The sequence below is a fragment of the Blastococcus sp. CT_GayMR20 genome, assembly GCF_004570345.1.
The window spans coordinates 1-19598 of the sequence record NZ_SPQM01000036.1 but is presented as its reverse complement, the minus strand read 5'-3'; the positions used below and the strand labels follow the sequence as shown (position 1 = coordinate 19598).

The window sequence follows — 19598 nt, the reverse complement described above, 5'->3', positions numbered from 1 at the left end:
GCGGGTCATAGCTGCTGGGTGAGGTTCGGGACGTTGCCGTCCGGGTCCTTGATGTGGGCGACCCGCTGGCCCCACGGCATGTCGTCGGCGGGACCGGGGTGCCGTGCAGGCTCGATGTCGCTGATCCCGATGATCGGCCGGATGGACGCGGGCACTCGGGTCTCCTCGGGTCGAGGGGTAGGGGAGAAGGAGGCCTCCTGTCGAAGGGACGTCGGGACGCCGCGAATTTCGTCGGTGGCGGCGGCATCATCGAGTCGGACGAAGGGGGAACGCAATGGTGCAGCACGACACCGCCGAGGAGACCGCCAGTGCCGTCGACCGCGCGCTCGGGCGACTGAGCCCCGGGGCGGTCCGGGAGGGCACCGGGCGGGACTGGACCGACTGGCTGGACCTGCTGGACGCCGCCGGCGGGGCGGGCTGGGACCACCGGGGGATCGTGGACTTCCTCGACCGCGAGCACCCCGAGGTGTCGCCATGGTGGCAGCAGTCGCTCGCCGTCGCCTACGAGCGCGCCCGGGGCAAGCGCGTCCTCGGTCAGACCTCGGACGTCGGCTTCCAGATCGGGGCCCAGCGCAGCGTGGCCGCCTCGCCGGGGCACGTGTGGGAGGTGCTCGTGACACGGCCCGAGTTGTGGCTCGGCGCCGGGGCGACGGTCGTGTTCGAGCCCGGCCGGGCGTACGAGGTGCCACCGGGGGAGTCGACGTCCGGAGCCTCCGGCGAGATCCGCGTCGTCAAGCCCGGCGACCGCATCCGAATGACCTGGCAGCCGGTCGACTGGCCGACGCCGGCGACGCTCCAGATCACGCTCACGCCGGCGGCGCCGGGGAAGACGCGGCTCAACGCGCACCTCGAGAAGCTGCCGAGCGCCGAGGTCCGCGAGGCGATGCGGGAGCGGATGAAGGCGGCGATGGAACGGGTGGCCTCGGCGGCGGAGTGACGGGTCGGGAATGTCGGTGGGTGTGCCTACGATCCGCCCAGGAGCCCAGACGAGGAGATCGCTGTGACGACGCTGCCGGACCGACCGCACACCGCCCTGATGGTGATCGACGTCCAGAAGGGGGTGGTCGGCGAGGCGCACGAGCGCGAGACGGTCGTCGCCAACATCGGCGCGCTCGTCGACCGGGCGCGTGACGAGGGCGTCCCGGTCGTCTGGGTCCAGCACTCCTCGGCGGACATGCCGAAGGGCAGCGACGCGTGGGAGTACGTGCCCGAGCTGGTGCAGCGGGAGTCGGAGCCCGTGGTGCACAAGACGTACGGCGACTCGTTCGAGGGCACCGACCTGGAGGACGTCCTGGCCCGGGCCGGCGTCGGACGCCTCGTCGTCGCGGGCGCCCAGACCGACGCGTGCATCCGGTCGACCATCCACGGTGCCTTCGCGCGGGGCTACGACGTGACGCTGGTCGGCGACGCGCACACCACCGAGGACCTCAGCGCCTGGGGTGCGCCGTCACCCGACAAGGTCATCGCGCACACCAACCTGTACTGGGGGGAGCAGGCGGCACCAGGTCGCACCGCCGGCGTCGCCGAGGCCAAGGACGTCACCTTCATCGGGTGAGGTCGGCTCCCTCCAGATGAGTTGACATAATGTGCATTATCGGCGCTAGGTCGCGAGCGGCGACGTGGCTGGCGATCGTGATTCTGGAAGCCGCCGGCCTGACGTCGACGTCAGCGTGTCGCCGCCGCGCCAGGTATGCGTGCCTGCTCGCCGCACTTCAGTCCATCCGCGCCGCCCCAGGATCCCGTTTCTGCGACTCCCCGTAAGTCGATCTTGACTCTGTCGATCTTGAAACAGAGATGGGACGACATCGATCGAACCCCTGAGGCGCTCTCGGCGCCCCGCGGCCGTCGCTCCCCCCATCCAGCCACTCCGCCCTCCTAACGTCACTGTGACGCTAGGGCGGTGATGTGGGCGGCTCGACGGGCGGCGACGCCCAGCTCTTCGTAGGGTCGACGCATGGAGATCCGACGTCCGATCGCCGCACTGTTCACCGCCCTGGCGCTCTTCGGCGGAGGCGTCACGATGACCGCCTGCGAAGCTGCCGGCTCGGGTCAGAACGACGGGACCACCGACGACAGCGAGAACACCGGCGGCAGCAATCCGGAGGACGAGTCGCAGGGCAACGTGCCGGACAACAGCAACCAGGAGCCGAACGACGAGGACGACGGCGACGACCAGACGGACCCTGACTGAGCCGGTCAGGCGGAGCGTTCGCTGACCCAGAGCCGGTCGAGGCGGCCCGTGGAGCGGATCAGCTCGGCCAGCTGGCGCTCGAGTTCGGCCTTGGTCGGGCGCTCGGTCAACAGCGTCTGCGCGTCCTCGAGTGCACACCGCAACTGGTACAGCCGGTCCTGCAGCCCGTCGAGCTCCGAGCGCGAGACCAGGACGACGTCACCCGGCAGTCCCGCCTTGGCCGTCGCGGAGCGCTGCTCGTAGGCCCGCTGACGGCAGGCCTGGCCGCAGTAGAGCCGGGGGCGGCCCACCGACCCCTGCTCCGGCAGGACGCGGCGGCACCAGCCGCACCGGCGCTGCTCGCCGCTCCCCCGGTTGGGGATCGGCGAGACGGGAAGCTCCGCCGTCGTGCCGGACACGTGTCGTTCTGCCACGGAACGGCACGTTAGACGTCCGGGACGACAGTGCCCGGGGACACGCCAGGAGAACGCGATGAGGAGGCTCATCCCATGGCCGCTCCCGAGTACGAGGACGAGCCGCTGACGTTCGACGGGCTCACCGAGGACGCCCTGCGGACGGGAGGCAGCCTCAAGTGGACCCGCTACGGCTCTGCCATCGGTGCCTTCGTGGCCGAGATGGACTTCGGCACCGCCCCCGTCGTCCGTCGGGCCCTGCACGACGCCGTGGACGGGGGCCGGCTGGGTTACCTGACGACCGAGGCCGCAGCCGACATGGCCCGAGCCTGTGCGCGGTGGCAGCAGGAGCGCTACGGGTGGACGGTCCCCGCGGAGTGGATCACGCCGCTGGCCGACGTCGTGGCGGGACTCCAGGCGGCCATCGAGCACTTCACGCCGCCGGGCGGTGCCGTCGTCCTCCCCACCCCGGCGTACATGCCGTTCCTGAAGGTCCCCGAGGCGCTGGGCCGGGAGCTGATCGAGGTCCCGATGGTCGAGCGCGACGGCCGGATGACCTACGACCTCCACGGCATCGCCCGCGCGTTCGCCGCGGGCGGCCGGCTGTTCGTCCACGTGAACCCGCACAACCCGCTGGGACGGGTGTTCGACGTCGAGGAGCAGCTGGCGCTGGCTGAGGTCGTCGACGCCGCCGGCGTCCGGGTGTTCTCCGACGAGATCCACGCCCCGCTGGTCCACCCCGGCGCCGTGCACCGGCCGTACGCGTCGCTCTCGCCGCTCACGGCGAGCCACACGGTGACGGCGACGTCGGCGTCCAAGGCGTGGAACCTGGCCGGCCTCAAGGCGGCCCATCTGCTGCTCTCGAACGCCGACGACGCCGCCACCTGGTCCGAGGCCGGCTTCCTGTTCGGGCACGGCGCCTCCACCCCCGGGGTGCTCGCCAGCACGGTCGCCTACGACCAGGGCGGCCCCTGGCTGGACGGCGTCCTGACCTACCTGGACGGCAACCGGCGGCTGCTCGCCGACCTGCTGGCCGAGCGGCTGCCCCGGGTGCGCTACCGACCTCCCGAGGGCACCTATCTGGCCTGGCTGGACTGCCGGGAGCTCGGCCTCCGGGAGACGGCCGGGACCTTCTTCCTGGAGCAGGCCGGCGTCGCGCTGGTCGACGGGCCGGAGTGCGGATCACCCGGCGCGGGCCACGTGAGGCTGAACTTCGCCACTCCGCGGCCCGTGCTGACGACCATGGTCGACCGGATGGCCACGGCGGTCGCCGGGGCCGCCCCGCAGTCCTACTAGCGTGGCGACGTGCCCGGTTCGCGCTTCGCCTTCCTCGACGGGCCCACCCCCATCGCCATGGCGCACCGTGGCGGCGCGATCGAGCACCTCGAGAACACGATGCCGGCCTTCCAGGCCTGCGTGGATCTCGGCTACCGCTACCTCGAGACCGACGTCCGGGTGACGGCGGACGGCGTCCTCGTGGTCCTCCACGACGGCACGCTGGGGCGGGTCACCGACCGCACGGGTCGGATCGAGCACCTGACCTGGGCCGAGGTGTCGGAGGCCCGGATCGGCGGGCGGGAGCCGATCCTGCGGCTCGAGGACCTCCTGGGCGCCTGGCCCGACGTCCGCTTCAACCTCGACATCAAGGCCGCCGGTGTGCTCGCGCCGCTCGTGCGGACCGTCCGCCGGCTCGGCGTGGTCGACCGCATCTGCGTCGGCTCGTTCTCCGACGCGCGCGTCGCCGCCGCGCGCCGGCTCTTCGGCCCGTCGCTCTGCACCTCCCTGGGCCCGCGGGGCGTCGCCGCGCTCCGGCTGTCGTCGTACTCGCCGCGCGCGGCAGGTCTGGTCCGCATGCAGGCCGGCTGCGCCCAGGTGCCGCTGCAGCTCGGCGGGCGCGCGCTGGTCGACGAGCGGTTCATCGCCGCCGCCCACGCCCGCGGTCTGCAGGTGCACGTCTGGACGGTCGACACCCCCGAGGAGACCACCGCGATGCTGGACCTGGGGGTCGACGGCATCATGACGGACCGGCCCGCGATGCTCCGCGAGCTGCTGGAGAAGCGCGGCGAGTGGACCCCCCGGTGAGCCGACTCGGCGCGCGGCTGCGCGACTGGCGCCCGACGGCCCCACCGCTCCCGGACGACCTCGCGCGGCTGGTGAAGCCCGACGACCCCGAGTGGTTCGCCCGGGAGATGGCGATCGCCGTCGCGCCCCCGTGGTGGTTCTGGCGGTTTCTGCTCCGCAACTTCTCCTGGCTGGTGAGCATCTTCGGCCGCGTCGAGGTCACCGGCGGCATCCCCGCGGAGCTCCGGGACGGGCCGCTGCTGTTCGCCACGAACCACATCGGCGACTTCGACCCGTTCGTCATCGCGGTCGCGCTGCACAAGGCCGGCGCGATGCCCCGCATCATGGCGACCGGCGGCATCATCTCCGCGCCGATCGCCGGCCCGCTGCTCGAACGCACCGGCGCGATCCGCGTCGAGCGCGGCACCGAACTCGCCCGCCACGCCGTGCGCGTCACCGAGGTGGCCCTCGTGCAGGGCGGGCACGTCGTCGCCTATCCGGAGGGGCGGGTGGGGCTGACCCCGGACGGCTGGCCGGAGCGCGGCCGCACCGGCATGGCTCGGCTCGCCCTCGGCCTCGGCGTGCCGGTGATCCCGGTCAGCCAGTGGGGCGCGCACGAGGTGCTGCAGTACGGCAACGACTGGGGGAAGCTGCGCACCGTCCTGCGGGCCGTCATCCGCCGGCCGGCCCTCAAGGTGCACGTCGGTCCGCCGGTGCAGCTCGACGACCTGCAGATGGGGCGCGTCGGCGACGCCAACCGCGCGCGCTACCGGATCACCGCGGCCATCACCCGGGGCCTGGTGCCGCTGCGCGCCGACGAGCGCGACCGCCCGCACTTCGTCGACCGGACGCGGCCGACGACCGCCGTCGCCGCCTTCCCGGGCGGCGTCGTCCCGGACGACGTCCCGTGAGGCCCCCGGACGGAGGACATGCGGGCATCGAGACCCCCCGGTGCTGGACCGGCCGTGCGGCGGCTGAGAACCTGCGGCCGTGACCACCGCGCCGCCCACCGCCGGAGCCGGGCCCGCCGTTCCGCCCGTCGACCGCGACCTGAAGCGCGAGCGCTTCGGCTGGTACTCCTACGACTGGGCGATGTCGGTCTTCAACACCTCGGTGACGACCGTCTTCCTCGGTCCGTACCTGACCGCGATCGCCGAGGACGCCGCCGGCCCCGACGAGCGGCTGTCGTTCCTCGGTCTGTCGATCGCCGCCGGCAGCTGGTTCTCGTACGTGCTGTCGGCGTCGGTGCTGCTGCAGGTGCTCTTCCTGCCGCTGGCCGGCGCAGTCGCCGACCGCAGCGGCCGCAAGCGCGAGCTGCTGGGCGGCTTCGCCTTCCTCGGCGCGCTCGCCACCACCGCCCTCTACTTCGCCGGCGACGGGCGGTGGCTGCTGGCCGCCGTCCTGTTCGTCGTCGCGAACATCAGCTTCGGCGCCGCCACGGTCGTCTACTACTCCTGGCTGCCCGACCTGGCCGGGCCGGACGAGCGCGACGCCGTCTCCAGCCGCGGCTGGGCGTTCGGCTACGTCGGCGGGGCGCTGCTGCTCGCCGTCCACCTGGGGATCGTGCTGTCGGCGGAGTCGCTCGGCCTGACCACCGGCGAGGCGGTCCGGATCTGCCTGGCGACGGCCGGGTTGTGGTGGGGCGCCTTCACCGTCTTCACGGTGTCCCGGCTGCGCAACCGCCCGGTCCGCGAGTCCGCCGGCCGGTCGCGGAGCAGCTTCCGCCAGCTGGCGCGGACGATGCGGGAGATGCGGGCCTTCCCGCTCACGCTGTGGTTCCTCGGCGCCTACCTGCTCTTCAACGACGGCGTCCAGACGGTCATCTCGCTGTCGGCGACCTACGCGACCGAGGAACTGGGGCTGGAGCAGTCGGTGCTCACCGGCGCGATCCTCATGGTCCAGGTGGTCGCGATCGCCGGGGCACTGGGCCTCGGACGCCTCGCCGGTCGCTACGGCGCGAAGCGCGTCGTCCTGGGCGCCCTGGTGGCGTGGATCGGCGTGATCGGTGCGGCGTTCTTCCTCCAGGAGGGCGCGGTGGCGCAGTTCTACGCGCTCGCCGCCGTCATCGGGCTGGTGCAGGGCGGCACGCAGGCGCTGTCCCGGTCGCTGTTCAGCCAGCTCATCCCGGCCGGCAAGGAGGCCGAGTACTACGGCTTCTACGAGATCAGCGACCGCGGCACCAGCTGGCTCGGGCCGCTGGCGTTCGGGCTGACCTTCCAGCTGACCGGTTCCTACCGGCTGGCCATCGTCAGCCTGGTGATCTTCTTCGTGGCCGGGTTCATCGCGCTGGCGCTGCTGCCCATGCGCCGAGCGGTCGTCGCGGCCGGCAACGTGCCGCCGGAGCGGCTGTGACGCCGGTCGACCCCGCGGAGCCCGTCCCGCTCGACCCGGCGCCGAACTCCGTGCCGGCCTCCGGCGACCGGCGCCGGTACCCCGCACCGGCGCACCTGCGGTTCTTCCACGGTCCGATGGACTGCGGGAAGTCGACCCTGGCCCTGCAGGTGGACCACAACCAGGCCCGGCAGGGGCGGCACGGGCTCCTGGTCACCCAGGGCGACCGCTCGGCGGAGCCCAGGATCAGCTCGCGGGTCGGGCTCTCCCGCGACGCGGTCGAGATCGACGCCGGCACCGACCTGCGGTCGCTGGTGCGCGGGCGCTGGGCCGGCGGGCACCGGGTGGACTACCTGATCGTCGACGAGGCGCAGTTCCTGACGGCCGGGCAGGTCGACCAGCTCGCCGGCCTCGTCGACGGCTGGCACGTCGACGTCTACGCCTTCGGGCTCACCACCGACTTCCGCGCCCGGCTGTTCCCCGGCACCCAGCGGCTGCTGGAGGTCGCCGACGACGTCCAGCGGATCCAGGTGGAGGTCCTCTGCTGGTGCGGCCTCCCCGGGCTGCTCAACGCCCGCGTCGTCGACGGCGCGATGGTGCGGTCCGGCGAGACGGTCGTGGTGGCCGACACCGCACCCGCGGAGCTGCCCGGGACGGGGGCGGGGTCCTCCCCTGCCGTCCGCTACCAGGTGCTCTGCCGGCGGCACTACGTGCGGGGGGAACTCGGCCCCACGCCCGCGGGCCCCGGCCAGCTCGCCCTCCCCTGACCTGCGCTCTCACCCCTACGGGGGGCAGTCCGTCCGGCGATCTGATCCCATGCGATGATGAACCACTGTTTCGACGGAATCCTTCTGCGATTTCTGTCGTTCTTCACGGTGACTCCCTGGTGCGTGGGTATGGGCCCCATGGCCGGACTTCGAGCCACGACCGACATACGAACGAGAGGACGGTGTGCCATGGGCGAGCGTTCCCTGCGCGGCAGCCGACTGGGCAGCGTCAGCTACGAGACCGAGCGGAACACCGCACCGATCGAGCGGCAGTACGCCGAGTACCGGTGCCCGTCCGGCCACCTGTTCACCGTGCCCTTCGCCGACGACGCCGAGCTCCCCGACACGTGGGAGTGCAAGTTCGACGGTGGTGCCGCCAAGCTCGTGGGCGGTGCCGAGCCGGCACCGAAGAAGGTCAAGCCGCCGCGCACCCACTGGGACATGCTCCTCGAGCGCCGTTCCGTGGAGGACCTCGAAGAGGTGCTCGCCGAGCGCCTCGACGTGCTCCGCGGCCGGCGTACCCGCGCCAGCTGAGAAAGGACCCCTCTGCCCCCCACGCCTCGCAAGCTCGGCGCGGACCCTGCAGAGGGGCAGCAGAACGGCCCCGGTGGATCTCCACCGGGGCCGTTCCGCGTGTCAGGGGGGCCGCATCAGGGGGCCGCATCAGGGGGCCGCATCAGGGGGCAGGGCGCTCCGGCGGGGTGTCGCGGACGACCTCGCCCTCGATGACCAGCGGTGCGGCCCGCGTGCTGCCGCTGCCGTAGCCGCCGACCTGCTCGACCCGGACGCTGCGGGCCCGCACCGGGCCACGGAACCGGTCGGGTAGCCGCGCGAGGACGACGGACGTCAGCGCCCCGCGGACCAGCGAGCGTGTGCCGGGCAGCAGGCACAGCAGCCCGACGACGTCGCCGATGAACCCGGGCAGCACCATGAGCAGACCGCCCGCGGCCACCAGCCCGGCGTCCCCGAGCTCCCGGCCGGCCGGCTGCCGCGAGCGCGCCCGGTCGCGGAGGTCGGCGAGGGCGCGCGTGCCCTGGCGGGCGAGCAGGATCCAGCCGATCACGCTGGTGGCGAGGGTGGCCAGGATCGTCCAGCCCAGCCCGATCCAGGCGGCCACGAGGACGAACACGATCAGCTCGGCGAGCACCAGCAGGCCGGCGAACAGCCGCACCCGTCGTCCGACGACGTCACTCACGAGGTCTGCCTCTCTGCGCGCCGGGACGGCGGACCCTGCCCGGCAGCCAGTCGGCCAGCCGGTCCTGCAGACCCCACACGGTGACCCGTATCCATGCCTCCCCAACGATCGAGCCGCTCATCTTGCTCCTGCCGAACGTGCGCTCGGAGAAAGTGATGGGCACCTCGGTGACCCGGGCACCGGCGCGCACCGCCCGCCAGGCCCAGTCGACCTGGAAGCAGTACCCCTGGCTGGCGACGTCGTCGAAGGGCAGCCGGTCGATCAACTCCGCCCGTGCGGCCCGGAAACCTCCGGTCGCGTCGCTGAGCGGCAGGCGCAGCGCCCAGCGGGTGTAGCGGTTGCCCGCCCGCGACAGCAGCAGCCGGTGGGCCGGCCAGTCGGTCACCTCTCCCCCGGGCACGTACCGCGACCCGAGCACGAGGTCGGCGTCCTCCAGGGCGGCGAGCAGGTGCGGCAACTGCTCGGGGGAGTGCGAGCCGTCGGCGTCCATCTCCACGACCACGTCGAAGCCGTTGGCCCGCGCCCAGCGGAACCCGGCGATGTAGGCCGCCCCCAGCCCGTTCTTCGCGGTCCGCCGGAGCACGTGCACCCGGGGGTCGGCGGCGGCCAGCTCGTCGGCCAGTTCCCCGGTGCCGTCCGGTGACCCGTCGTCGACCACCAGCGCGTGCGCACCGGGGACGCTGGCGTGCAGGCGGTCCAGGATCCGCCCGAGGTTCTCGATCTCGTTGTACGTCGGCACGATGACCAGCACGCGGTCGCTCATCGCGGCGCCGCCGTGCGTCGCCGCGCCAGCCGGGGCACCGCGGCGACGAGCAGGGCGCCGGTGCCGAGCGCGGTCAGCGCCCACTCCGGTGCGGCCCCCAGCCGGAGCGCGATCGTCCTCGAGTCGCGCGAGGCGATCTCCTCGACGAACACCGCCGGCTCGAAGAGCTCCGTCGAACGGACGACGGACCCGTCGGGGGCGACGACCGCGGAGATTCCGCTGGTGGCGGCGATGACGACGCTGCGGCCGTGCTCGACGGCTCGAAGCCGGCTCAGGGCGAGCTGCTGCTCGCTCTCGTCGGTGTAGCCGAACGTCGCGTTGTTGGTCTGGACGACGATCATCCCGGCGCCGCCGTCGACGACGTCGTGGGTGAGTCCGTCGTAGACCACCTCGAAGCAGATGAGGTCGCCCAGCCGCACCCCGCCCACGTCGAGGACCCCGACCTCGTCGCCGGCGGCGAAGTCGCGCCGGACCAGATCGACCTTGTCGCTGAACAGGCGGAAGAACGCACGCTGCGGGATGTACTCGGCGAAGGGCACCGGATGGCGCTTGACGTAGGTGTCGCCCGGGCCGTCCACGGGGTCCCAGACCACGGCGGTGTTGCTGATCAACTCGCCCGGACCCTCCACGACCGCGCCGACGAGGATCGGCGCGTCGACGGCCCGGGCCGCCCGGTCGATCTGCCGGGCCGCGTCGGCGTTGGTGAACGGGTCGATGTCGGAGCTGTTCTCGGGCCACACGACCACGTCCGGTCGGGGCTGCTCCCCCGCTGCCACCCGCTCCGCCAGCTCGAGGGTCCGCTGCACATGGTTGTCGAGGACCGCCCGGCGCTGGGCGTTGAACTCCAGCCCGGCCCGCGGGACGTCGCCCTGGATGATCGCGACGGTCGACGTCGGCCCGCCCTCGGTCAGCGACGGCCCGGGCAGCGGCAGCCACGCGAGCGCGCCCGCCAGCGGCACGGCCAGAGCGACGGCGAGGGCCGCCGCCGCCGAGCGCAGTCCGGGGCCGCGCGAGGGGGCGGACCAGGCACGGAGCAGGGCGAGGACCCCCGCGGCCAGCAGCGTGCCGATCAGGGCGACGGCGAAGCTGACGAGGGGGACGCCGCCGTAGGCCGCCAGGGCGAGCAGCGGGCCGTCGGTCTGGCTGAAGCCCAGCCGTCCCCAGGGGAAGCCGCCGAACGGGAACCGCCCGCGCAGGGCCTCGGCCGCGACCCACAGGGACGCCGTCCACAGCGGCCACCACCGCAGCCGCGACGTCAGCGCGGAGGCACCGCCGAGGAGGGCGAGGTAGGAGGCCTGGAAGACGCCGAGCGCCAGCCACGGGAAGGAGCCGACGTAGGTGCCGCTCCAGGACAGCAGCGGCACGAAGAACGCGAGACCGAAGACCAGCCCGAGCCACAGGCCGGACCGGAACCGCTCGCCGCGGACGGCGAGGGCGAGTGCCGCGGGGCCGAGCACCGCGAGGAACGGCAGCGACCAGCCGGGGAAGGCGAGGACCAGCACGAGCCCGCCCGCCAGCGCGAGCAGCGTGCGCCAGGGACGGCGCCGTCCGCCCCGGACCGGGGGCGGGGACGACGAGGGGCCGGCCGGCCGTGGGAGCGTGCCGGTGACCGGCCCACCATGTCCTGCCGGCACGCACAGCCTCCCGGAACCGCCGCCCCGTGCCGGTCGGACGGGGTCCGGACCGCCGCGCCACTGCCGCGGTCCCGACCCAGCATCCCACCTCGGTATGGCCGCGTCCCGGGTCCCACCCTGAGCGTGCGAAGGGTGGGGAGGACGGGGTCCTCTCAGCGTCGATCCCCCAACCGGGTCAGCGCCGGCGGACGCCTCGCGGAATCGCCGCATCTTCGGGCCGGACGTCCGGTCGCTGGGCACGACCGGAGCGACCGTTGTCTGATGACACGGATCCTCGACGGGCTCCGCCGGAATCGCCGGTCCGCCTCCCCCGGGCAGGCCGCCGCCCCCTCGGTCCGGTGTGACCGGGGGCCGTACGACTCGATCCGGAGGAGCGCGCGCCGGTGCTCCCGGATGGAACTGCAGCGACTGTAAGAACCGTCCGCGTCGGCGTCGGCACTTACGGTGACTGCGGGAGCTACTGTGACTGAATCGTTATTGCCCCGTCAAGGCCCGGGTACGACGAGGGTCGCGGTCGCCTCGACGACCGGCAGCGGCGGCTCGAGGACCCGGGCGGCGGACGGACCGCGCTCCGGCTCGGCGCGGGCCACGACCTGCGCGGTGCAGCGCAGCTCACGGCTGCGACGGCCCACGCGCACCACCTCGACGGTGGCCTCCAGGACGTCGCCGGCACGCACCGGACCCAGGAACCGCACCTCGGAGTAGCCGGCGAGCAGGCCCTCGTCGCCGTCCATGACGATCGCGACCTCGGTGGCGACGTCGCCGAACAGGCCGAGCGTGTAGGCGCCGTCGACCAGCGCTCCGCCGTAGTGGGCGTGCGCGTAGGGCACGTAGCGGCGGTGGGTGACGGTGAGGCCCAGACGTGGGTCGGTCATGCGGAGCTCGCTTCCGGTAGGAGGGCGGAGATGAGGTAACTGGCGACCTCGCCGGGCGTCGTCCCCCGGCCGAAGACCTTGTCGACACCGAGCTCCGCGGCCATGGCGGGCTCGAAGCGGGGGCCGCCGACGACCAGCAGGGGCCGGGACTCCCCCATCGCCTCGCGGAACGCGGCGGCGAGCTCGCGGGTGTTGCGCAGGTGCGCGTCCTTCTGCGTGACGACCTGGGACACGAGGACGGCGTCGGCTCGGGCGGTGCGCGCCCTCGTGACCAGCTCGGGCACCGTCACCTGGGCGCCGAGATTCGTCACCGCCATCTCGCGGAGGTACTCCAGGCCCTTCTCCCCCGCGAAGCCCTTCACGTTGAGGATCGCGTCGATGCCGACGGTGTGGGCGTCGGTGCCGATGCACGCCCCGAGGACGACCATCTTGCGGTTGAGGCCTGCCCGGATGGCGCCGTTGATCTCCGACGAGGACAGCAGCGGGTAGGCGCGCTCCTCGACGACGACGGCGTCGAGGTCGACGAGGTGCTTGACGCTGCCGTAGACGACGAAGAACGTGTAGCCGGCGTCGATGGCGTGGCTGTGCACGACCATCGCCGGCTCGATGCCCATCTTGTTCGCCAGCTGCAGGGCGGCGCCCTCGGCCCTCGGGCCGGCCGGCACTGGCAGCGTGAACGACGTCTGCACCATGCCGTCGCCGGTGGTGTCGCCGTAGGGCCGGACGATGCTCCCGTCAGGCATCTGCGGTCTCCTTCGCCTCGAGCAGCTCCAGCGCCGGGTTGAACGCGTCGGGCCCGGTGGCGACGACGCCGTCGAGTCCCTTGCCGCCGTCCGGGGGCCGCTTGGTGATGCCGAAGGTGCCGTCGGCGATCGCCTGGATCAGCCCCTCGGGGTGGTCGGCGATGCGGCCGAGCAGGTCGACGGCCTCGCGCAGCACGGTGTCGGCCCGCCGGTCGATGAAGCCGCCGGGTGGCGGCGCGAAGTCCTCGGCCAGGTTGCCCGCGGAGTTCAGCACGTAGCGGACGTTGCGCAGCGCCAGGTCGCGGTCGGACAGCCACGGGGTGACCACGGCCTCGGTCATCATCCCGACCAGCAGGATCCCCTGGCCGGTGAGCGCGCCGGCGAGGTTGAAGAAGCCGTCGAGCAGGTAGCCGCGGAAGACGTCGCCGGTCATGTGCTTCGTCGGCGGCATCCACTTCAGCGGTGCGTCGGGGAACAGCGACCGGGCCAGCAGCGCGTGCGCCAGCTCCAGCCGGAAGGACTCCGGGCGGTCGGGATCGATCTCGAAGGCGTGCCCGAGACCGAGCTGCCAGTCCTCCAGGCCCGCCTCCTTGGCCAGCGTCTCGTTGAGCAGCTGGCTGACCGTGACGGTGTGCGCCTCGTCGACGGCGTCGGCGGTGGTCAGGTAGTTGTCCTCGCCGGTGTTGATGATGATCCCCGCGCGGGCGTGCACCATCCGGCTGAACCGCTGGTCGACGAAGGTGCGCCGCGGGTTGATGTCGCGGAAGAGGATCCCGTACATCGCGTCGTTGAGCATCATGTCCAGCCGCTCCAGCCCGGCCAGGACGGCGATCTCCGGCATGCACAGTCCGGACGCGTAGTTGGTCAGCCGGACGTAGCGGCCGAGCTCGGCGCTGACCTCGTCCAGCGCCGCCCGCATGAGCCGGAAGTTCTCCTGGGTGGCGTACGTGCCGGCGTAGCCGGTGCGGGTGGCGCCCTCGGGCACGTAGTCCAACAGCGACTGCCCGGTGGACCGGATGACGGCGATGACGTCGGCCCCGGCCCGCGCGGCGGCCTGGGCCTGCGGGATGTCCTCGTGGATGTCCCCGGTCGCGACGATGAGGTAGATCCAGGGACGGCGGGGCGGGTCGCCGTGCCTGGACACCAGCTCCTCGCGCCGGCGCCGGTTGGCGTCGATGCGGGCGATGCCGGCGGCCGCGGCGTCCCGGGCTGCCTCGCGGGCGCGGTCGGCGTCGGCGCCCGTCGGGATCTCGAAGCGGGCGGTCCCGGCCCCGACGTCCTCGGCCAGTCCCTGCAGGGACTTCCCCGACGCGAGGGCGTGCCAGACCGGCAGCGCGACGCCCGACTCCAGGCCGACCTGGTCGCGGACGGCGTCGACCACGCGATTCACCCAGGGCACGCGGTCCACTGGGTTGCCACCCACCCCACCGACCCCGGGCGCACCCTCCCCCGTCACCGGGTCGGTGCCCGTCAGCCCGGCGAGCCGCAGCACGGCCCGCTCGACGGACACGGTGGTGTGCCGGTGCGCCAGGTCGATCACCGGCCGCGCGGCGAGCGCAGCGAGCTGCCGGGCGCGGGCGACCAGCGCGGGATCGAGCGACAGGGTGGTCATGGGAGGTCTCCGATCGGCTCGCCGTCGACGACGAGCAGGCGGCACGCGGGGCGCGACCGTTCGTCCAGGAGGCCGGACAGGGTGTCCGCGGTGGCCCAGAGCGCGAGGTCCGCAGGGGCGCCGACGGCGAGCGGACCGTCGGGGTGCTCGGCCCGGGCGGCGTACCAGCCCCCGTGCGTGGCGGCGTCGAAGGCGTCGAACGGGCGCAGGGCCGACGAACGGGTGCGGTGGTCGACCGCCGCGTGCACGCCGCCCCACGGGTCCAGCGGGGTCACGGGTGCGTCGCTGCCGAGGGCGACCGCCACACCCGCGTCGACCATCGCGGCGAACGGGTTGGTCGCGAGCGCCCGGTGGACGCCCAGCCGCTCGGCGTACATGCCGGCGTCCCCGCCCCACGCGGCGTCGAAGGCCGGCTGGACGCTCGCGACCATGCCCAGATCGGACAGCCGCTCGATGTCGGGCCGGTCGATCATCTCCACGTGCTCCAGGCGGTGCCGGCACGCTCGGACGGCGGGCCGCCCGAGCTCGGCGGCGACGGTCTCGACGGCGAAGATGACCTGCGCGACCGCGGCGTCCCCGATGACGTGGAACCCGGCCTGGATGCCCGCGAGCGTGCAGGCCCGGACGTGGTGGGCGAGCTGACCGGTCGCGAAGCGGAGTGTGCCGGCGGTGTCCGGCCGGTCGGCGTAGGGACCGTTGCCGAGTGCGGCGGTGTGCGAGCCGAACGCGCCGTCGCAGAACAGGTCTCCCCCGGCGCCGGCCAGCCCGAGCTCCCCGACCAGCGCCAGCCCGCCGCGCTCGGCGAGCTCGCCCCAGTAGCCGAGCACGCGCGGTCCCGGTCCGGCGGCCAGCTCGAGCAGGGCGGCCAGGTCGTCGGCGCTGGAGACCTCCGGGCCGGCCATCTCGTGGACGCTGCCGATGCCCAGCGCGGCGGCGGTGTCGAGGGTCGCCCGCTGCGCCGTCCGCCGCTGCTCGGGGCCGATCGCCCCGTAGGCGGCCTGCCGGGCCGCGTGGTGGGCGTCGAGCCGGAGCTGCCCCTCGGCGGACCAGCCGGGCAGCTCGGCAATGCCGGGGACGAGGTCCAGGAGGGCGGTCGAGACCGTCGCGGAGTGGACGTCCACCCGCGCCAGGTAGGCCGGCCGGTCGCCGACGACCGCGTCGAGGTCGGCCCGGGTGAGTCCCCGTCCCTCCGGCCAGCCGGTCTCGTCCCACCCGGTGCCCAGCACGATGCCCGTCGGGGTGCGGCGGACGTGCTCAGCGACGGACGTCGTCGCCGCAGCGAGGCTCGAGCTCGAGTGGAGGTCGAGCCCGCTGAGGGCCAGCCCGGTCGCCGTGGCGTGCACGTGGGAGTCGACGAACGCCGGGGTGAGCAGCGCCCCCTCCCCCGCGACCACGCGGTCGGCGGCCGGTGCGTCGGCGGCGTCGCCGACCCACGCGATCCGGCCGTCGACGACGTGCACCGCCCGGCCGGAGCGGTCCCCGATGGTGATGTCGGAGATCAGCATCCGGTCACGCGCGGATCGACGAGGGCCCGGACGCCGGGGTTCGAGCGGTAGAGATCCAGGGCGAGGGCGGCGTGGCCGGGCGTGTAGCCGTTGCCGACCAGCATGGTCACGTCCGCCGCCATTCCCTCCGCACCGAGTGCCGCCGCCGGGAAGGAGGTGGCCATGGAGAAGAAGACCACGGTGCCCCCGTCGGCCGTCGCGAGTACGGCGCCGTGTTCCGCGCCGGGCACGTCGACGCAGACGACGGTCAGGTCGGCCGGGGTGCCGACGGCGGCCGCGACGGCCAGCGGGTCGGTGGCGTCGGCGACGACGACGCGGTCCGCCAGCCCGGCTGCGCGCAGGGCGGCGGCCTCGGACTCGTTCCGGACGAGACCGGTGAGGTCCTGGGCCCCGGCGGCCGCCGCGGCGGCCAGGCTGAGGCAGCCGGATTTGCCCGCCGCCCCGAGGACGGCGACCGACCGCGCGCCGGTCCGCTCGACGACCCGCGCGGTGAGGGCCGGTGCCCCGCACACGTCGAGGACGGCGAGCGCCACCGCGTCGGGCAGGTCGTCGGGCAGCACGGCGGCGATGGAGCGGGCGAAGAGGATCGCCGTGCCGTGTGCCGGCACCTGCTCGGACCGGCCGTCCCACCGGTCGAGGCCGTCGGTGATCCACAGCGGGGTCAGGCTCAGCGAGACGAGGGTGGCCACCCGCTGGTCGACGACCAGCCCGAGAGGCGACTCCGGGCCGACGGCATCGACGACGCCCATGAGCATGCCGCCGGACCCGGTGACCGGGTTCTGCATCTTGCCGCGAGTCCGCACGATCTCCAGGACGGCGGCCCGTACGGCGTCGCCGTCACCACCGTGCGCCTCGGAGAGCTGACGGAAGGACGCGGCGTCGAGGTTGAGCCGCTCCACGGCGATGCGGACCTCGTCCAGCGCGATCGCCGGGTCGGCGTCGAGCCGCTGGGCCGCCTGGGGCAGGACGCCCGGGGGGTCGAGCACGCGATGCACGCCGAGTGCCCGTTCTGCCGCTGTGCGCACGCGTCTCTCCCGTCTCACCCGTTCGGTGCAGAAGAACCTATCGCGTCGAGCGCGAAATGCCGAAGATTCTCCCGTAGGCTCACCCGTGGTGCGGAGAACCGCAGCGCCGAGCCAAGGAGGGGAGCACCGTGCTCGAACAGCCCTACGAGTATGCGGCGCGCGAGCTCGTCGAGCCCGACTGGCGTCGGCTGCCCGGTTTCGCCGAGGTGACCGGGGAGCAGTGGCGCAGCGCCCAGTGGCAGCGCACCAACTGCGTGAAGAACCTCCGGCAGCTCCGGGGGGTCTACGGCGACCTGCTCGACGAGTCCTTCTACGCCGACGTCGAGGCCGACCAGGCCGGCCGGGCGACCATGTCACTCCTGATGCCCCCGCAGATGCTCAACACGATGGTGCCTGCGCACGTGCCGACGACGGCCGCGATGCTCGCGGACCCGGTGCGCCGCTACATGCTGCCCGTGGCGTCGGACCGGCTGCCGGGCGCGGCGGCGAGCCACCCGTACGCCGCGCGCGACTCGCTGCACGAGCACGAGATGTGGGCCGTCGAGGGGCTGACCCACCGGTACCCGACCAAGGTGCTCGCCGAGCTGTTGTCCACCTGCCCGCAGTACTGCGGCCACTGCACGCGCATGGACCTGGTGGGCAACTCGACGCCCGCCGTCCCCAAGCTGAAGTTCGAGCTCAAGCCGGTGGACCGGCAGGCGGAGATGCTCGCCTACCTGCGGGCGACCCCCGGCGTCCGCGACGTCGTCGTCTCCGGCGGCGACGTCGCCAACCTGCCGTTCAAGAACCTGGAGGCGTTCGTGGCCGGCCTGCTGGAGATCGAGTCGGTCCGCGACATCCGGCTGGCGTCCAAGGCGCTGATGGGTCTCCCCCAGCACTGGCTCCAGGACGACGTCGTCGAGGGCATGACACGACTGGCCACGACCGCCCGGGCCCGCGGCGTGTCCCTCGCCGTCCACACGCACGTCAACGCCGCCCAGTCGGTGACGCCGCTGGTGGCCGAGGCCGCCCAGGCGATGCTCGGCGCCGGTGTGCGCGACGTCCGCAACCAGGGCGTGCTCCTGAGGGGCGTCAACGACTCGGCGACGCAGCTGCTCGACCTCTGCTTCGCGCTGCTCGACGGTGCGGGGATCACCCCCTACTACTTCTACATGTGCGACATGATCCCCAGCGCCGAGCACTGGCGGGTCTCGCTGGCCCAGGCCCAGACACTGCAGCACGACGTCATGGGCTACCTGCCCGGGTTCGCGACACCTCGGATCGTCTGCGATGTGCCCTACGTCGGGAAGCGCTGGGTGCACCAGGTCGCCGAGTACGACCGCGAGCGGGGCATCAGCTACTGGACGAAGAACTACCGCACGGGGATCGAGCGCACCGACGAGGCGGCGCTCGACCGGCGGTACACCTACTACGACCCGATCGCGACGCTGCCGGCGAGCGGGCAGTCGTGGTGGGCCGAGCGGGAGCACGATCCGGTGGCTGCGGAGCTGAAGGCCGCGTCGTCCCGGGCAGCGTCGGCGGCGGACCTGCTCAACTGAGCGGTGCCGTGTGGTCCTCGCCCGGTCCCGGGGTAGCCACCGGCGATGGAGGAGCTGCGCACCGCGCGGCTGCGCCTTCGGGCGTGGACGACGGCGCCCGCGGATCTCGCCCGGCTGGCCGATCTCTACGGCCGGGACGAGGTGAGCCGCTGGCTGGGCGGGACGCCGTCCGTTGCGCCTCCTGAGCTGGTCGCCCGGTGGGCGCGGGTGCACGATCTGGACGCGCGGTTCGGCTGCTGGGCGATCGAGCTCCCGGACCGCGTGGTGGCCGGGACGGTCCTGTTCAAGCCGCTGCCCCACGGCGTCGGCGAGGTCGAGGTCGGCTGGCACCTGCACCCGGACTGCTGGGGGCACGGGTACGCGACGGAGGCGGCTCGCGCGGTCATCGAGCGCGGCTTCGACGCCGGGCTGCCGGAGGTCTACGCCGTCGTCCGACCCGGCAACGCGGCGTCCCTGGCGGTCTGCGCCCGGCTGGGCATGCAGCCGCTCGGCCTCTTCCGTCGCTGGTACGACGTGGAACTGGAAGCCTTCCGGCTGATCGCGCCGGCCGTGGTTGAGTGACCCGCGTGAGCTGGCAGATGACCGCGGTCGGCCTGTTCCTGCGGGTGACCCGCAAGCGCGTACGCGACACCCGAGCGGGGACGACGCCGGATCGCCGCGCCCAAGGTGGAGGCCCCGCCGCCGAAGAAGCTCACCACCCGGCACGACGTGACCTGCCGGGCCGTCGGTGGGTTCCCGGTCTGGACCGTCCGGCCGTGGACGGGCTCGGGCCGTGCGGCGGTCTACCTGCACGGCGGGGCCTACATCAGTGGCATCGCACCGCAGCACTGGGCGCTGATCGGGCGGCTGGCGGACGCCGGCGTGCGGGTGGAGGTCCCCCTGTACGGGCTGGCGCCCCAGCACACCTACCGGGATGCCAATCCCTTCGTGCACGAGGTGTACCGGCAGCTGGCCGTCGAGGAGCCG

22 protein-coding genes are annotated in these 19598 nt (G+C 73.4%); 12 read left to right on the top strand and 10 right to left on the bottom strand.

All coding sequences use genetic code 11. From position 1 onward, the window contains the following. Positions 1–5: 5 nt before the first annotated feature. Positions 6–155 carry a hypothetical protein gene (locus E4P40_RS28920; RefSeq protein ID WP_245160258.1) on the bottom strand — a complete coding sequence of 50 codons (150 nt, stop codon included), beginning with the start codon at positions 153–155 and terminating at the stop codon, positions 6–8. A 119-nt stretch (positions 156–274) separates the two neighbouring features. Between E4P40_RS28920 and E4P40_RS10810 the strand changes: the two genes are divergently transcribed. From E4P40_RS10810 to E4P40_RS10800, 3 genes are all read left to right on the top strand, one after another. Continuing rightward, complete coding sequence (locus E4P40_RS10810; RefSeq protein WP_135158639.1) at positions 275–937, top strand: SRPBCC domain-containing protein; 663 nt, start codon at positions 275–277, stop codon at positions 935–937. Positions 938–1000: 63 nt separating this feature from the next. Beyond that, positions 1001–1555 carry a cysteine hydrolase family protein gene (locus tag E4P40_RS10805; RefSeq protein WP_135158638.1) on the top strand — a complete coding sequence of 185 codons (555 nt, stop codon included), beginning with the start codon at positions 1001–1003 and terminating at the stop codon, positions 1553–1555. A gap of 399 nt (positions 1556–1954) precedes the next feature. Then, entirely contained in the window at positions 1955–2191 is a 237-nt protein-coding gene (locus tag E4P40_RS10800) for a hypothetical protein (RefSeq protein WP_135158637.1), read from the top strand. A gap of 5 nt (positions 2192–2196) precedes the next feature. Here the strand turns inward: E4P40_RS10800 and E4P40_RS10795 are convergent, their stop codons facing one another. Then, positions 2197–2604: a hypothetical protein gene (locus tag E4P40_RS10795; RefSeq protein WP_245160257.1), complete on the bottom strand. Its 408-nt coding sequence runs from the start codon at positions 2602–2604 to the stop codon at positions 2197–2199. Between the two features lie 75 nt (positions 2605–2679). Here E4P40_RS10795 and E4P40_RS10790 point away from each other — a divergent pair, with 75 nt between their 5' ends. The 6 genes from E4P40_RS10790 to E4P40_RS10765 all read left to right on the top strand — a co-directional run bounded on the left by E4P40_RS10790 (position 2680) and on the right by E4P40_RS10765 (position 8276). Continuing rightward, on the top strand, positions 2680–3879 hold the full coding sequence (locus E4P40_RS10790) for an aminotransferase class I/II-fold pyridoxal phosphate-dependent enzyme (RefSeq protein WP_135158636.1): 1200 nt from the start codon (positions 2680–2682) through the stop codon (positions 3877–3879). A gap of 9 nt (positions 3880–3888) precedes the next feature. After that, positions 3889–4665 carry a glycerophosphodiester phosphodiesterase gene (locus E4P40_RS10785; protein WP_209305267.1) on the top strand — a complete coding sequence of 259 codons (777 nt, stop codon included), beginning with the start codon at positions 3889–3891 and terminating at the stop codon, positions 4663–4665. Continuing rightward, on the top strand, positions 4662–5555 hold the full coding sequence (locus E4P40_RS10780; RefSeq protein WP_135158635.1) for a lysophospholipid acyltransferase family protein: 894 nt from the start codon (positions 4662–4664) through the stop codon (positions 5553–5555). Before E4P40_RS10785 ends, E4P40_RS10780 begins: the two co-directional genes overlap by 4 nt. Before the next feature lie 79 nt (positions 5556–5634). Then, positions 5635–6996, top strand: coding sequence for an MFS transporter (locus E4P40_RS10775; protein WP_135158634.1), 1362 nt, complete (start codon positions 5635–5637; stop codon positions 6994–6996). Next, positions 6993–7742, top strand: a complete 750-nt coding sequence (locus tag E4P40_RS10770; RefSeq protein WP_135158633.1) for a thymidine kinase — start codon at positions 6993–6995, stop codon at positions 7740–7742. Before E4P40_RS10775 ends, E4P40_RS10770 begins: the two co-directional genes overlap by 4 nt. A 189-nt stretch (positions 7743–7931) precedes the next feature. Then, on the top strand, positions 7932–8276 hold the full coding sequence (locus E4P40_RS10765; RefSeq protein WP_029336385.1) for an RNA polymerase-binding protein RbpA: 345 nt from the start codon (positions 7932–7934) through the stop codon (positions 8274–8276). A gap of 142 nt (positions 8277–8418) precedes the next feature. Here the strand turns inward: E4P40_RS10765 and E4P40_RS10760 are convergent, their stop codons facing one another. The 8 genes from E4P40_RS10760 to E4P40_RS10725 form a co-directional block, all read right to left on the bottom strand. Next, on the bottom strand, positions 8419–8937 hold the full coding sequence (locus E4P40_RS10760; RefSeq protein ID WP_135158632.1) for an FxsA family protein: 519 nt from the start codon (positions 8935–8937) through the stop codon (positions 8419–8421). Beyond that, positions 8930–9700, bottom strand: coding sequence for a polyprenol monophosphomannose synthase (locus E4P40_RS10755; protein WP_135158631.1), 771 nt, complete (start codon positions 9698–9700; stop codon positions 8930–8932). The genes E4P40_RS10760 and E4P40_RS10755 overlap by 8 nt, the downstream gene beginning before the upstream one ends. Then, on the bottom strand, positions 9697–11334 hold the full coding sequence (gene lnt, locus E4P40_RS10750; protein WP_245160256.1) for an apolipoprotein N-acyltransferase: 1638 nt from the start codon (positions 11332–11334) through the stop codon (positions 9697–9699). The genes E4P40_RS10755 and lnt overlap by 4 nt, the downstream gene beginning before the upstream one ends. 485 nt (positions 11335–11819) lie before the next feature. After that, positions 11820–12209 (bottom strand): MaoC family dehydratase, encoded by a 390-nt coding sequence (locus tag E4P40_RS10745; RefSeq protein ID WP_135158630.1) that lies wholly within the window; start codon positions 12207–12209, stop codon positions 11820–11822. Then, positions 12206–12952 carry an OAM dimerization domain-containing protein gene (locus E4P40_RS10740; protein WP_135158629.1) on the bottom strand — a complete coding sequence of 249 codons (747 nt, stop codon included), beginning with the start codon at positions 12950–12952 and terminating at the stop codon, positions 12206–12208. Before E4P40_RS10740 ends, E4P40_RS10745 begins: the two co-directional genes overlap by 4 nt. Then, the gene (locus E4P40_RS10735) at positions 12945–14564 is read right to left on the bottom strand and encodes a lysine 5,6-aminomutase subunit alpha (RefSeq protein ID WP_135158628.1); all 1620 of its coding nucleotides are present in this window, start codon (positions 14562–14564) and stop codon (positions 12945–12947) included. Before E4P40_RS10735 ends, E4P40_RS10740 begins: the two co-directional genes overlap by 8 nt. Then, positions 14561–16069 carry an amidohydrolase family protein gene (locus tag E4P40_RS10730; RefSeq protein ID WP_135158627.1) on the bottom strand — a complete coding sequence of 503 codons (1509 nt, stop codon included), beginning with the start codon at positions 16067–16069 and terminating at the stop codon, positions 14561–14563. Before E4P40_RS10730 ends, E4P40_RS10735 begins: the two co-directional genes overlap by 4 nt. After that, positions 16063–17094, bottom strand: a complete 1032-nt coding sequence (locus E4P40_RS10725) for an L-erythro-3,5-diaminohexanoate dehydrogenase (RefSeq protein WP_135158626.1) — start codon at positions 17092–17094, stop codon at positions 16063–16065. Before E4P40_RS10725 ends, E4P40_RS10730 begins: the two co-directional genes overlap by 7 nt. 128 nt (positions 17095–17222) lie before the next feature. Between E4P40_RS10725 and E4P40_RS10720 the strand changes: the two genes are divergently transcribed. The 3 genes from E4P40_RS10720 to E4P40_RS10710 form a co-directional block, all read left to right on the top strand. After that, positions 17223–18632 (top strand): lysine 2,3-aminomutase, encoded by a 1410-nt coding sequence (locus tag E4P40_RS10720; RefSeq protein WP_135158625.1) that lies wholly within the window; start codon positions 17223–17225, stop codon positions 18630–18632. 45 nt (positions 18633–18677) lie between these two features. Then, complete coding sequence (locus E4P40_RS10715; RefSeq protein WP_135158624.1) at positions 18678–19193, top strand: GNAT family N-acetyltransferase; 516 nt, start codon at positions 18678–18680, stop codon at positions 19191–19193. 105 nt (positions 19194–19298) lie between these two features. Next, positions 19299–19598, top strand: a 300-nt coding sequence (locus E4P40_RS10710) for an alpha/beta hydrolase (protein ID WP_245160255.1), incomplete at its 3' end; no start/stop codon positions are given.

What these genes read in the sequence shown, in the direction of transcription:
- E4P40_RS10715 (WP_135158624.1), top strand. Translation starts at nt 18,678, where the DNA reads ATGGAGGAGCTGCGCACCGCGCGGCTGCGCCTTCGGGCGTGGACGACG.
- E4P40_RS10755 (WP_135158631.1), bottom strand. Translation starts at nt 9,700, where the DNA reads ATGAGCGACCGCGTGCTGGTCATCGTGCCGACGTACAACGAGATCGAG.
- E4P40_RS10730 (WP_135158627.1), bottom strand. Translation starts at nt 16,069, where the DNA reads ATGCTGATCTCCGACATCACCATCGGGGACCGCTCCGGCCGGGCGGTG.
- E4P40_RS10745 (WP_135158630.1), bottom strand. Translation starts at nt 12,209, where the DNA reads ATGACCGACCCACGTCTGGGCCTCACCGTCACCCACCGCCGCTACGTG.
- E4P40_RS10790 (WP_135158636.1), top strand. Translation starts at nt 2,680, where the DNA reads ATGGCCGCTCCCGAGTACGAGGACGAGCCGCTGACGTTCGACGGGCTC.
- E4P40_RS10735 (WP_135158628.1), bottom strand. Translation starts at nt 14,564, where the DNA reads ATGACCACCCTGTCGCTCGATCCCGCGCTGGTCGCCCGCGCCCGGCAG.
- E4P40_RS10810 (WP_135158639.1), top strand. Translation starts at nt 275, where the DNA reads ATGGTGCAGCACGACACCGCCGAGGAGACCGCCAGTGCCGTCGACCGC.
- E4P40_RS10740 (WP_135158629.1), bottom strand. Translation starts at nt 12,952, where the DNA reads ATGCCTGACGGGAGCATCGTCCGGCCCTACGGCGACACCACCGGCGAC.
- E4P40_RS10800 (WP_135158637.1), top strand. Translation starts at nt 1,955, where the DNA reads ATGGAGATCCGACGTCCGATCGCCGCACTGTTCACCGCCCTGGCGCTC.
- E4P40_RS10765 (WP_029336385.1), top strand. Translation starts at nt 7,932, where the DNA reads ATGGGCGAGCGTTCCCTGCGCGGCAGCCGACTGGGCAGCGTCAGCTAC.